The sequence below is a fragment of the Candidatus Thiodiazotropha endoloripes genome, assembly GCF_001708965.1.
Lineage (GTDB): Bacteria > Pseudomonadota > Gammaproteobacteria > Chromatiales > Chromatiaceae > Thiodiazotropha > Thiodiazotropha endoloripes.
Map to the genome: position 1 here is coordinate 1380590 of NZ_LVJW01000003.1, position 12304 is coordinate 1392893.

8 protein-coding genes and 1 pseudogene are annotated in these 12304 nt (G+C 53.2%); 5 read left to right on the plus strand and 4 right to left on the minus strand.

Annotation, left to right across the window (positions count from 1 at the left end):
• The first annotated feature begins 335 nt into the window (after positions 1-335).
• Positions 336-986 carry a PEP-CTERM sorting domain-containing protein gene (locus A3193_RS06210; protein WP_069005707.1) on the plus strand — a complete coding sequence of 217 codons (651 nt, stop codon included), beginning with the start codon at positions 336-338 and terminating at the stop codon, positions 984-986.
• A gap of 87 nt (positions 987-1073) precedes the next feature.
• Here A3193_RS06210 and A3193_RS06215 read toward each other — a convergent pair whose 3' ends face one another.
• Entirely contained in the window at positions 1074-1769 is a 696-nt protein-coding gene (locus A3193_RS06215) for a pre-peptidase C-terminal domain-containing protein (RefSeq protein ID WP_235614971.1), read from the minus strand.
• A gap of 72 nt (positions 1770-1841) precedes the next feature.
• Positions 1842-3128: pseudogene (locus tag A3193_RS20765) on the minus strand (S8 family serine peptidase); the annotation flags it as partial.
• 928 nt (positions 3129-4056) lie between these two features.
• Here A3193_RS20765 and A3193_RS06225 point away from each other — a divergent pair.
• The 4 genes from A3193_RS06225 to A3193_RS06240 all read left to right on the plus strand — a co-directional run bounded on the left by A3193_RS06225 (position 4057) and on the right by A3193_RS06240 (position 10250).
• Entirely contained in the window at positions 4057-4392 is a 336-nt protein-coding gene (locus A3193_RS06225; protein ID WP_069005705.1) for a nitrous oxide-stimulated promoter family protein, read from the plus strand.
• A 330-nt stretch (positions 4393-4722) separates the two neighbouring features.
• Positions 4723-5538, plus strand: coding sequence for an SDR family oxidoreductase (locus tag A3193_RS06230; RefSeq protein WP_069005704.1), 816 nt, complete (start codon positions 4723-4725; stop codon positions 5536-5538).
• Between the two features lies 1 nt (position 5539).
• A complete protein-coding gene (locus A3193_RS06235) occupies positions 5540-7531 on the plus strand; it encodes an amylo-alpha-1,6-glucosidase (RefSeq protein ID WP_069014332.1) in 1992 nt (663 codons plus the stop codon).
• A gap of 28 nt (positions 7532-7559) precedes the next feature.
• The gene (locus A3193_RS06240) at positions 7560-10250 is read left to right on the plus strand and encodes an MGH1-like glycoside hydrolase domain-containing protein (RefSeq protein ID WP_069005702.1); all 2691 of its coding nucleotides are present in this window, start codon (positions 7560-7562) and stop codon (positions 10248-10250) included.
• Positions 10251-10439: 189 nt separating this feature from the next.
• Here the strand turns inward: A3193_RS06240 and A3193_RS06245 are convergent, their stop codons facing one another.
• A complete protein-coding gene (locus A3193_RS06245; protein ID WP_069005701.1) occupies positions 10440-11723 on the minus strand; it encodes an FGGY-family carbohydrate kinase in 1284 nt (427 codons plus the stop codon).
• Positions 11724-11750: 27 nt separating this feature from the next.
• Positions 11751-12140, minus strand: a complete 390-nt coding sequence (gene queF / locus A3193_RS06250; RefSeq protein ID WP_069005700.1) for a preQ(1) synthase — start codon at positions 12138-12140, stop codon at positions 11751-11753.
• Positions 12141-12304 lie beyond the last annotated feature (164 nt).

Below are 12304 nucleotides of genomic sequence, written 5' to 3' on the forward strand. Positions count from 1 at the left end.
CTTTTTTTATTGGACCTGATTCCAGGCTGATGGCGATCCGTTTCTCACTTGATTTCTTGAGCTCTGTTTCGCACTGAAGGGAGAAACCAAAATCGTGCAATCTCATCACGTTTCCCCAATGGCGGTCTCGATATCTCAGATAGCGCCCTCGCTAAGTCTTTGTAGTCATTAGATTACTTATTTAGAAATTAAAACCCTACTGAATGTCGATATATTTTACACGGGGTTCAATTTGTGTGATGTAAGTTGTTGATTCTTCGTGTTGGCACGGGAAGTGCATATACTCATGCAACAGGGTTATTACCCTCAATTAGTTTAAAAGCTTGGGAGCTATCATGAAGAAGTTGTTTGGTCTGTTTTTAGCTGCATGTCTCGGTATTTCGACAAATGCCAGTGCACTCATTATTAATAATGGTTCTTACACCACCGTCAATGATCTGGACTGGTTGGATCTTACCTTCACTGAGAACCGGACAGTAGAGCAGGCACTGCTGGAAAATCCTGATTACACACTCGCTACTGCCAGTCAGTTCTGGTCCATGTGGTCTGAGTTCGATACTAGCGGCGACAACGTGCTGTTCGGTCAAACCGCTAATTCAGTATCCACAAGCGGTAATACTGAGATTTTCACCGCTACCGGTTCCAGCTGGTATAACAACCCGTTTTTCTTCCTCTTCGGTATCACCTATGAGGAAACCGTAGGTACCAACAACATGCGTGGTTCCTTAGGTTTCGTTGATGATCAAGTGGGTGGCCTCTCTCTCGCCGGTCTGCTGGTTGTCGATAGCAGCACAAACGATAGTGCCTATATCAGTGACATGTTCTATAACCCGAACGAAGTGGACGACGATTTCGGCAGCTTCCTGGTCCGAAACCACGAAACTCAACCTCCGGTTTCCAATGTACCAGAGCCTTCCGCACTGTTGCTGCTGAGCACCGGGCTGATCGGTTTTGGTGTCATGCGCAGACGTCAAGCCAAAAGCTAAGAACATCTGAGCAACCCATGCTGAAAAAGCACTCAGGATTATCCTGAGTGCTTTTTTCATTTTCAGCCGATTGTTTGCCGCGAAATCTCAGGGAAAGCTGATTCTCCAGAAATCGATATAACCTCTCCCTCTGTTGCCCAGATCCTTGACCTGCAGAGTCCATTCACCTTCAGAAGGCTGTTCAGCCAGCTCAAGATGATAGGTTTCAAACAGATCCACCCCAATACCACCGAATCCCTTCAGGTTGTGTTTTGCACCGCTTGGATCGATCAGAGTAACTGAGATCTCGCGGACCGATTGATGGATGATTCCGACTTCGATCCGGACTCTCCCGGAGGCGCCGGTCCGGTCCACCTGGATCGGGTTCAAAGCGCCGCTCAGACTCGATTGCGGTATCTCATGATCCTCACTGTTGTCAAAACTCTCACCATCCGGCTGAAGCTCATCCAACAGATAGTCGGCAACCAGTGTGAGGTCGGAAAAGGCGCTGTAGCCATGCAGCATCACATAGTATCTGCCGGCCGGCACAGGTCGGATGACGCACTCCTCATCATTACCGTAGAGGTATGGACGGCAGTCGAACAGATCCAGACCGGGTTTGGTTTCACTCCGCAGATAGAGGTCTGCGTCACCGCTGCCGCCGTAGCTGTGTAAGCTCAGACTGCTGGCGCCGGGCGGTACGTCAATGGCGAAAAACTGTTGGCTCTCCAAATCACCATTCAGGCCGGTTTCCGCCACACCATCATGAAGTATGGTTACCCCGGGTTCGTCGCTGGTCACCATCTCCACGGCGGCACGGGCATCCAGAATACCGCTACCGCAGCCTGTGCAGGCGTTGGTAAATGGTCGGGCGCTACGGTTCAGGATGTCAGCCACCTCATCCGGCGTGATCCCGGGATCAATGCCGTAGAGCAGGGCTGCAACCCCACTCACATGGGGGGTGGACATGCTGGTGCCACTCATCAACCGATAGCTTTCACTGCCGGGTCCGATGACCCCGTCGTTATGGGTCGAGAGAATACGGGTACCTGGCGCGGCCAAGTCGACAGTCGCGCCAAAATTGGAAAAGCTGGCGAGTTCACCGGTATCGTCGGTTGCGGCGACGGTAATCGCCCCAGGACAGTTGGCCGGGGCGAATCCTGAACTCTCTTCAGCGTTGTTCCCTGCCGCGACAACGATGGAGGCTCCTCTCTGTCGTGCTATGTCGATAGCCGCCAGCGCGGTTTCCGGGCAGCTGTCCGATCATCCACCCAGGCTCATGTTGATGACTTGCGCCGGATTGGGATTGATTGGCGCCCCAGCCACCTCTGCCCCCGCAGCCCAGACAATCCCGTCGGTGATGTCCGACAGATAACCGCCACAACGACCCAGTACTCTCACCGGGACGACCTTTGCACGATAGGCGACTCCGGCAATCCCAAGCGCATTGTCAGTAACGGCGCTGACCGTCCCGGCCACATGGGTGCCGTGCCAGTCGCTGATATACTCGTTGCAACTTGGGGCATAGTTGCCGGGATCGGTGGCATCCCCGTCACGGCCATCACCATCGTTGGCGGCAAACTCATCGCTCACCATATCGTAGCCTGGTAATAGATTGGCATTCAGATCGGTGTGAGGCTGGTAACCGCTGTCGATTACCGCCACCACGGTGGTTTCGCCCTGGGCTAAATCCCAGGCAAGCGGTAGATTGATGCCCCCGGTCTGTTGGAAGTAGTGCCACTGTTCAGCGTATCTGGGATCATTCGGGGTAAGTTGCGGGGTCATGATCAGATCCGCTTCGGCGTATTCAATATGTGGTTGTCTGGCGATCTCGCCAGTCAATGTCCGCATATCTTCGAGTGCAATCCGTCGATTGAGTTGGATGACATGAGCACCACTGAATGTCTCTCTGACGACGGTTGATGAAGCACCTGTAAAGGCCTCTACCAGCGTGTTCAGATCCTCCGGATCGCCTTCCTCTCCAGCTGTCGGTTTGAATTTAATGATCAGCCTGTCGGTGGTGTTATTGGAGGTTGGATTATTTGTTGATGGGTCAAGTGCGGGATCAAAGAGTTGTCCTGACTGTGATTGGGAGGCGGCAAACAGAGTTAATGTCAACAGACTGACTTGACGGATCAAGATAAACAATCTTCTTCTTTTCATAGCTACTCCATGTTTTCGGGTTCCATAGCGTTATTCAAAAGCCACTCATTCGTTTTGGCCGTAAACGAGTGACAGTTCTCGATGGTTTAACGAAGCACGGAGAAGTTATGGGTGTACAGGTTGCAAACAGAAAACGATAGTTCACACACCACTGTGACGCTGACCTTCAATCGCTGATTGAGGCAACGGTATATGAAACTATTTTGATCGGTAAGCCAAGCATCCATGACTTGTTCAGAGCTTCCTTGATATTGGATAGATCGTTGTAAAAGTGAACGAACACCTTTCCTGTACTCAATTGCAAACTGTTTTATTTGAAGGGGTTCAACTGAATAGCGAGAAGGCGGTTACAGTATACTGAACTCTCTATTTGAGAGGTAGTAAAAGTGTGAGCACTATTTTAGTTTTTTTGGAATTCAGCTAACCGAACTGTAAATGATCACAGTTTATGACTTGACGGCAATCCGTTTTTTTAGCTTACCAGTCACAGTTCACCTGTTTACTTAAGTCTGAATGGTGTTGACCGATTTCGCTTACTGACACTATTCGGTTGAATATGACCATAGACATGGAGATCAACAGCAAGACATTGGTTATCCAAACGTTCGTTATTCCGGCGAAGGAGTGAATCCAGTCAACACGGGTTACAATCTGAACCTGACGTCTGCCGCAATTTCCCACTTCTTACCAACCAATTCATTTTTAGCAGGATAGGTTGTTACAACCATTTATTGCCTAGATGGCAGGTTTTGAATTATGTTTACTTTTAGTTATGCAAAATGATAGTAATGCTGTTCAGAAAAAAAGGCCTGTTGCCTTGATTTCGGTTAAGCCATTCCTCAACGCTCTCAGGTATAAAACAGTTTCCATTTGGATATGAACTTTAAACTTCAACTCCGAGAACCTCTGTCAGAGATCAGTCGAATCAATGAGTCGCCGAATCAAGCGTGAGCAAAAAACCATTGGTGCCATGATGGTGATCTATTGCCGGGATAAGCACGGTTCCGATGGATCCCTCTGCGAGGGGTGTGAAAAACTCCTGGATTACGCGGAGCGGCGCTTGGAGTCCTGTCCATTCGAGGATCAGAAACCGGCCTGCAATCACTGTACGGTACACTGTTATTCGAAACAGATGCGGACCCGGGTGCAGGATGTGATGCGCTATGCCGGTCCCAGAATGCTGCTGCGCCATCCTCTGCTGAGTCTCTACCATCTGCTGGATAAATTTCGCGCAGTCCCTCAACTGCCGAAGGGTAAGAAGTAGAGCGGGATCTTTCCGATTCGACTCGGTCCATCCATTGCTGGATCCATCCAATCCAGCAGAAACCGACACAAATTTTCATGAATCGGCTCCGCCCACCATACTACAATTCTCCCTCCATCATGTTTCCGTAACAATTACCGGGCTAGAATGGGTTTTAAAACCGGTTAGGATGAGTTATCGGGGTATGGATTTATAGATTGATTATTGCTGAAGATGGTGCAGTCCGGTCCTTGATTCTTCTGGATTCCGGCATTCGACAGGATGACGAATTGAAGGCAAGACGACAATAATCAATCAGAGAATCGATCAATAATAAAAGAGGAGAGAGGCATGAGCGGGCAACAGGCAGATCTGCTGAGCGGACAGCGGGCCATCGTCACCGGAGCCAACTCCGGTATCGGTGAAGCGGTGGCCAAGGGTTTGGCCGGGGCCGGTGCGAAGGTGGCGGTCAACTATGTGGTCAACGAGGCGGAAGCCCAACGGGTGGTCGCAGAGATCGAAGCGCTTGGTGGTGAGGCCATGGCGGTCTATGCCGATGTCAGCAACGAAGCGGATGTGGAGAAGATGTTCGAGCAGGTCATCGGGGCCTGGCAGAGCGTGGATATCCTGGTCAACAATGCGGGCATCCAACGGGATGCCGCCTTTGTCGATATGAGCCTTGATCAGTGGAACAAGGTAATGGATGTCAATCTGACCGGACAGTTTCTCTGTACCCGTGCCGCCGCCCGGGAGTTCCTGCGTCGCGGTGTGGATTCAAGCCTCTCCTGTGCGGCCGGCAAGGTGATCTGTATGTCTTCCGTGCATGAGGTGATTCCCTGGGCCGGTCACGTCAACTACGCCGCTTCCAAAGGGGGCGTGATGATGTTCATGCAGAGTGTGGCCCAGGAGCTGGCCCACCAGAAGATCCGGGTCAACGGCATTGCACCGGGGGCGATCAAAACCCCGATCAACCGCTCCGCATGGGAGACTCCGGAGGCGGCCGCTTCACTGTTGGAGCTGATCCCCTACGAGCGTATTGGAGAACCGGATGATATCGCCAAGGCAACCGTCTGGCTGGCGTCGGATCAATCGGACTATGTGACCGGCACAACCCTGTTTGTCGATGGTGGCATGACCCTCTATCCGGGGTTCAGAGAGGGCGGTTGAGATGTCCGACCTGATTCGCTTCGGGCGTGATATCTGTGGGGATCTGGCCCAGGCGGAGCGTCGTGAATGGTGGCTCACCAACGGGCTTGGCGGTTATGCCGGGGGCACCATCGCCGGCACGTTGACCCGACGCTACCACGGGCTGTTGATTGCTCCCTTGCAAGGGGCGATGGACCGACAGCTGCTGATGACCAAGGCGGATGCAACCCTGGATGCGGCGGGCCGGGAGTGGCCTCTGTTCACCAATCGCTGGTATGGGGATGTGGTGCAACCGTCCGGTTATCGGAACATCGAACATTTCCGACTGCATGGGCGGATGCCTGTATGGCGTTTTGCCTGTGCCGAGCGCATTGTGGAGATGCGGATCTGGATGGTGGATGGTGAGCATACGACCTATGTGGCCTACCGCTGCAGTGGCGGTGGCGATGAGCCGGCCAGGCTCCGGTTGAAGCTGCTGGTCAACCATCGTGATCACCATGGCAACATGCCGGTAAGAGGCACCACCGCCGCGATCAAACAGAGAGATGACCGACTGGAGATCGAATGGCCACAAGGGGGCCGACTCTACCTCCACTCCACCCCAGCGGAGATGGAACCGAGACAGGATTGGCACGAAGGCTTTCAGTTGAACCGGGAGGCGGAGCGTGGCCTTGCCGCCATCGACAACAATCTCTCCCTGGGGCAACTGATCTTTACCTTGCGGGATGGGGAGTGGGTCGGTTTTGCCGTCACTCTGAATGACCAGTTGCAGTTCGATCTGCCAGCCTCGATGCAACGCTTTATGGATCGGGACGAGCGTTTGCGACAGCCTCAAACCGCGAGTTTGAGCGAACTGCCCGACTGGGTAGCACAGATGCGTCTCTCAGCCGACAGTTTCCTGATCAAAAGAGTGCTGCCCTCCGGGGAGCTGGGGGATTCGATCATCGCCGGTTATCCCTGGTTTGGTGATTGGGGCAGAGACACGATGATCTCATTGACTGGACTGACCCTGGCTGTCGGTCGTCTTGAGAGTGCCCGTTCCATACTGATGAGTTATGCCAAACTGGTGGATCAGGGACAGCTGCCCAATCGTTTCACTGATCGGGGTGAAACAGCGGAATACAATACCGTGGATGCGGCGCTCTGGTACTTCGATGCCTGGCGTGCCTATCTCGATGCCAGCGATGATATGGAAAGCCTGCAACAGATCTACCCGGTTCTGCAGAGCATCATCGACTGGCATATCAAGGGTACCCGATATGGGATCGGTATGGATCCCCAGGACAATCTGCTGCGGGCCGGGGAAGCCGGAGTTCAGTTGACCTGGATGGATGCCAAGGTCGGTAACTGGGTGGTCACACCACGTACCGGCAAAGCCGTGGAGATCAATGCGCTTTGGTACAACGGGCTGATGATCATGGCGGGTTTCGCCAAGCGCCTGGATCAGTCGGCCACAGAGTATGCTGAATTGGCGGAAGCGGTGAAAGCCAGCTTCAAGCGCTTTAACCAACCTGACGGGGAAGGGCTCTACGATCTGCTGGATGGCCCGGATGGAGATGATTCCAGCATCCGTCCCAATCAGATTCTGGCCGTCTCTCTGCCTCATTCGCCACTGGAAGCGGAGCAACAGAAACAGGTGGTGGAGATCTGTTCCCGCGAGTTACTCACTTCACATGGCTTACGTTCGCTGAGTCCCCGCCACAAAGATTATGCCCATCACTATCGGGGTGGGGTGGCGGATCGTGACGGGGCCTACCATCAGGGGACGGTGTGGGCCTGGTTGCTGGGCCACTACGCCTGGGCGGAGTATCTGATGAGTGGCGATGCCCTGGCGGCACAGCAGCGACTGCAACCGCTGGGAGATCATCTGAAGGATGCGGGCCTTGGTCATGTCAGTGAGATCTTCGATGCAGACCCACCCCATCAACCAAGAGGGGCGCCTGCACAGGCCTGGTCCGTGGCAACCACTCTGGATGCCTGGCAACGATTACAGCGAATCATCGATGGGCAGTGAGCGCCCTTTGTGATTGGCAGGAGTAGTGATGAACGACCGACAACTCAATCAAGAGCAACTGCGCCTGCACCAGCAGCGCAATGGGGAAGTGGACTGGAATCTGTGGGGACCCTATCTCTCCGAACGGGCCTGGGGAACAGTACGGGAAGACTACAGCCCCGGCGGCACAGCCTGGGAGTATTTCGATCACGATCAGGCCAGGTCCAGGGCCTATCGCTGGAATGAGGATGGACTGGGTGGTATCAGCGATGAGAAGCAGCATCTCTGTTTTGCCCTGGGGTTGTGGAATGGAGAAGACCCCATACTGAAAGAGCGCGCCTTCGGCCTGACCGGCAATCAGGGCAACCGGGGCGAGGATGTTAAGGAGTACTACTTCTATACCGATGCGACTCCGAGCCACAGCTGGTTGCGATATCTCTACAAATATCCCCAAGCTGCCTATCCCTACTCGAGACTGGTGGAGGAGAACCGTCACCGGGACAGACTCGATCCCCCGTTCAATCTGCTCGACAGTGGTGTGTTTGAAAACAATCGTTATTGGGATGTCTCGGTCATCTATGCCAAGGCCGAGGCTGATCAAATCCATATCCGGATCACCATTCACAATCATGCAGAACAGAGCACATTGCTGCATCTGCTTCCCCAGCTCTGGTTTCGTAACGACTGGTCCTGGGGGGAAGAGGCGGCCAGACCAGAAATCAAAAAGCACGACACCACAGCGACGGCCAACTGGAGTGTTCAGGCAACGCACCAGGAGCTGGGTGAATACCACCTTTATGGGGAACAGCAGGCAGAACTGCTGTTCACTGAAAACGAAACCAACACCCAGAAGCACTGGGGTGTTGCGCCACGGACACCCTATGTGAAGGATGCCTTTCACCGAGTGGTCGTCGATGGGGAGCAGAGCGCAGTCAATCCGCAGCAACAGGGGACAAAGTTCGCCGCCTGGTATCGACTCGAACTCCCCGCTGGAGAGTCGAGAAATATCGATCTGGTATTGAGCAGGCAGCCGCTTGCAGAACCCTTCGCAGAAACAGAACGCATCATCGCCATGCGTCGCGGTGAGGCGGATGTCTTTTACGACGAGATGCTGCCGGAGGGTGGCCCAGAGGATCACCGCATCATGCGACAGGCGCTGGCTGGGATGATCTGGGGCAAACAGTTTTTCCATTTCGATGTCTATCGCTGGTTGCACGGGGATCAGCATCAACCACCAGATTCACGCAAGCTGGGTCGTAACAATCAATGGCGGCATCTCAGGGCGGCGGATATTCTCTCCATGCCGGATACCTGGGAGTACCCCTGGTTTGCCGCCTGGGATCTGGCTTTTCACTGTGTGGCATTGGCACTGGTGGATGTGGAGTTCGCCAAGCAGCAGATCGAGGTGTTGCTGGGAGAGAACTATCTGCATCCCAATGGTCAGATACCGGCCTACGAGTGGTCCTTCAGCGACGTCAATCCGCCTGTCCATGCCTGGGGGGCATTGAAGGTCTACCGGGCGGAACGGATCCAACTGGGCAGGGGAGACAAAAACTATCTGCAGCGGGTCTTCCACAAACTGCTGCTCAACTACGCCTGGTGGATCAATCGCAAGGACAAGCATGGCCAGAATCTGTTCGAAGGGGGCTTTCTGGGGCTCGATAACATCTCCGTTTACGACCGCTCCAGGCCACTGCCACCCGGATATACCCTGAAACAGGCAGATGCCACCGGCTGGATGGCCATGTTTGCCCTGAACATGACCGTGATGGCATTGGAACTGGCCATCGATGATCCTGATTATGAGAATATCGCAATCCAGTGTTACGAACAGTTTCTGGCGATCGCCAAAGCGATCAGTGGCGGCGATGAACATGGCCCCTCCCTATGGGACATGGAGGCGGGTTTCTTCAAGGATCTGCTGATCACCCCCTACGGCAACTACCACCGGGTCGATGTCTACTCCTGGGTTGGACTGATTCCTATGTTCGCCACGGAAGTGGTGGACAAGCGCTTGCTTGAGAACGTCCCCAGATTCAGAGAGATGTTGAAGGTCCATAAAAAGGGATTGTTTCAAGGCAGTTATGTCTGCGCCTGTCCCGACTGGGAAAACGATCAGGGAGAACACCTGCTGGCACTGGTCGATCACTCCATGCTGCCAAGGATACTCAGCCGCTTGTTGAATGAGGATGAGTTTCTCTCAACCTACGGTATACGCAGCCTGAGTAAACTGCATGAACACTATCGGGATCTGGGTGAACTGCCGGGAATAGGCCACATCGGCATCCACTATGCACCGGGAGAGTCGGAGAGCCATCTGTTTGGTGGTAACTCCAACTGGCGTGGTCCGGTCTGGATACCGACCAATTATGCTTTGATACAAGCAATTGAGAAATTTCACCGATTTCTCGGTGATGGGTTCAAGTATGAAGTCCCAGCCCTCTCGGATGAATCCCTGACACTGCGTGACATCGCCACGCTGATTTCCGAACGCCTGGTCAATCTCTACCGACGGGATGGAGAAGAGCGGGTACCGGCTTTAAGACGGGACAGCCCATTTCAAACTGAAGAGGCCTGGCGTGATCTGAGTCTTTTCTATGAATATTTTCACGCAGAGACAGGGCAGGGACTTGGTGCCGCTCACCAGACCGGCTGGACAGGGTTGTTGGCTAATCTGGTGATGCGCCGTTATCGTAAAGATATTCCGGTGTTTTTGGGTGAGGATGAGTCAGTGGGGTAGAGAATTGCATCTGTGGCTGGTGTCAAATAAATTGCGTATTATCTTTTGCTGACTCATCTAATCCATCAAATACTAAGTACGCTGAATAGTTTTTCAACATTCTTTATCAATAAAAAATTAAATTGAAAACTACGGATTTCGATTGCTCCTTAAACTTGAATTGACATGGTTTGTTATCGAACAATATTGCTATCTATCTGCTTTAACTCTATTCAAGGCAAACAGTGCTGCTCCATAAGCCGCTTCTTGTTGAGCAGCCCGGATTACCGTCGCCTCTAAGTATTGTTCCCGCATCCGCCGCCAAGGCTCATTAACAGCGCCACCACCAATCGAGAAAACCCGTTTAGGACTGGGTGCTCCAAGCTCTTGTAGTCGCTGATACCCTTGCTGCTCGATCTTGGCGATACCTTCGAGAATTGCCTGGAAGAATATACTGTCACTTTCTGGTCTGGGGCTTAATCTGGGTGCCAGGTCTGGATCGTTGATCGGAAACCGCTCTCCAGCCGATACCAGTGGGTAGTAGTCCAGGCCGGTGGGTTGATCAATCTTCATTGCGGCGGTTAATCCGGGGAGTTGATTCGGTTTAAAATAGTGTCGCAACACCGAGCCACCGCTGTTCGATGCACCACCCACCAACCATCGATCCCCAAGACGATGGCTGTAAATACCATATCGTGAGTCGTATACCGGTTTATCCGAGAGAATCTTCAACACCAGGGTGCTGCCGAGAGATGTGACCGCATCACCGATCTCGTTGGCTCCGGATGCCAGGCAGGCCGCGTTGCTATCGGTTGTGCCGGTAACAACGATCGTTCCGCTACTCAATCCGCTTGCTTGGGCTGCTTCCCTGCTTAATTTCCCAATCGCTCTACCACAGGGATGAACCTGTGGCAGAGAGTTGGTATTGAAATCAAGACGATTGATCCATTCGGGCCATTGCCGGGTGATCGGGTCGTATCCCAGCTTCAGGGCGTTGTTCTCATCACTGATCCGATAGTTTCCAGTCAGGCGTCCCACAATCCAGTCTGCCTGGTGCAGGGCGTAGTAGCTTTCAGTTGTCTGCTTACGACTGAGATGCAGCAGCTTTGCCAGACTGGAGCTGGCGCTCAATACCGGGCTTCCCACTGGCGCTACAGAGTTCAATATTTCCAGACTGTCACGACTGCGACTGTCGTTATACATCAACGCTGGGGTGATCGGTGTGCCCTGCTGATCGGTCAGCAGCAGGGTTGAGGAGGTGCCATCCACGGCTATCGCATCCACCGGCTTGTTGCCTATCTCTGCAACGGTCTCCTGCAACAGTTCGCTGACCGTCTGCCACCAATCCTGTGGGTCCTGTTGTTGCTCACCTTGTGCCGGAGAGACCGACGCGGGCAGTGACCGGGATTTGGTGGATACCACATCGGCCTGCTCATCGATCGTGATCACCCGGCAGCCCGATGTGCCGAGATCGATACCTATGCAGAATCCCAAGTGCTTATCCCGGTCGTCAGCTTTCTATCAGGGCAGGGTGACCGGTACCGGTGGTTGCCAGTCTTCCGCTCTGTGGTCTGCAACAACGGTGGTGTAGATGCCGCCGCGAACATTGAATTCCGCTGTCAGTCGCATATAGCGGGGTTGGGTGGCGGCCACCAGGTCCGCCAGAATCTCATTGGTCACTGCTTCGTGGAAAGCCCCCTGATCGCGGAATGACCAGATGTACATCTTCAGGGCTTTGAGTTCGACGCACAGCTTCTCGGGAACATACTCCAGAGTCATTTCAGCAAAATCGGGCTGGCCGGTTTTCGGGCAGAGGCAGGTGAATTCCGGAATGTTGATGCGGATTGTATAGTCCCTTTCCGGTTGAGGATTTTGGAAAGTTTCCAGATCTTTGCTTGGTTCGCTCGGCATGGTTTTGCAGTCTCATCAGTAAAATGGCGATGAATTATACGTGAGCCAGTGCCCAGTCTGAAACATCTCATTTATAAGTTAATAAAAACAGTAAGTTATAAAAAAGAGTTCAGGTACAAATTTTTGCTTTTGTCCCCTGTAACATTGCCCCTCTTTGGTGTATC

What these genes read in the sequence shown, in the direction of transcription:
- A3193_RS06225 (WP_069005705.1), top strand. Translation starts at nt 4,057, where the DNA reads ATGAGTCGCCGAATCAAGCGTGAGCAAAAAACCATTGGTGCCATGATG.
- A3193_RS06215 (WP_235614971.1), bottom strand. Translation starts at nt 1,769, where the DNA reads ATGGTGACCAGCGACGAACCCGGGGTAACCATACTTCATGATGGTGTG.
- A3193_RS06235 (WP_069014332.1), top strand. Translation starts at nt 5,540, where the DNA reads ATGTCCGACCTGATTCGCTTCGGGCGTGATATCTGTGGGGATCTGGCC.
- queF (WP_069005700.1), bottom strand. Translation starts at nt 12,140, where the DNA reads ATGCCGAGCGAACCAAGCAAAGATCTGGAAACTTTCCAAAATCCTCAA.
- A3193_RS06240 (WP_069005702.1), top strand. Translation starts at nt 7,560, where the DNA reads ATGAACGACCGACAACTCAATCAAGAGCAACTGCGCCTGCACCAGCAG.
- A3193_RS06210 (WP_069005707.1), top strand. Translation starts at nt 336, where the DNA reads ATGAAGAAGTTGTTTGGTCTGTTTTTAGCTGCATGTCTCGGTATTTCG.
- A3193_RS06230 (WP_069005704.1), top strand. Translation starts at nt 4,723, where the DNA reads ATGAGCGGGCAACAGGCAGATCTGCTGAGCGGACAGCGGGCCATCGTC.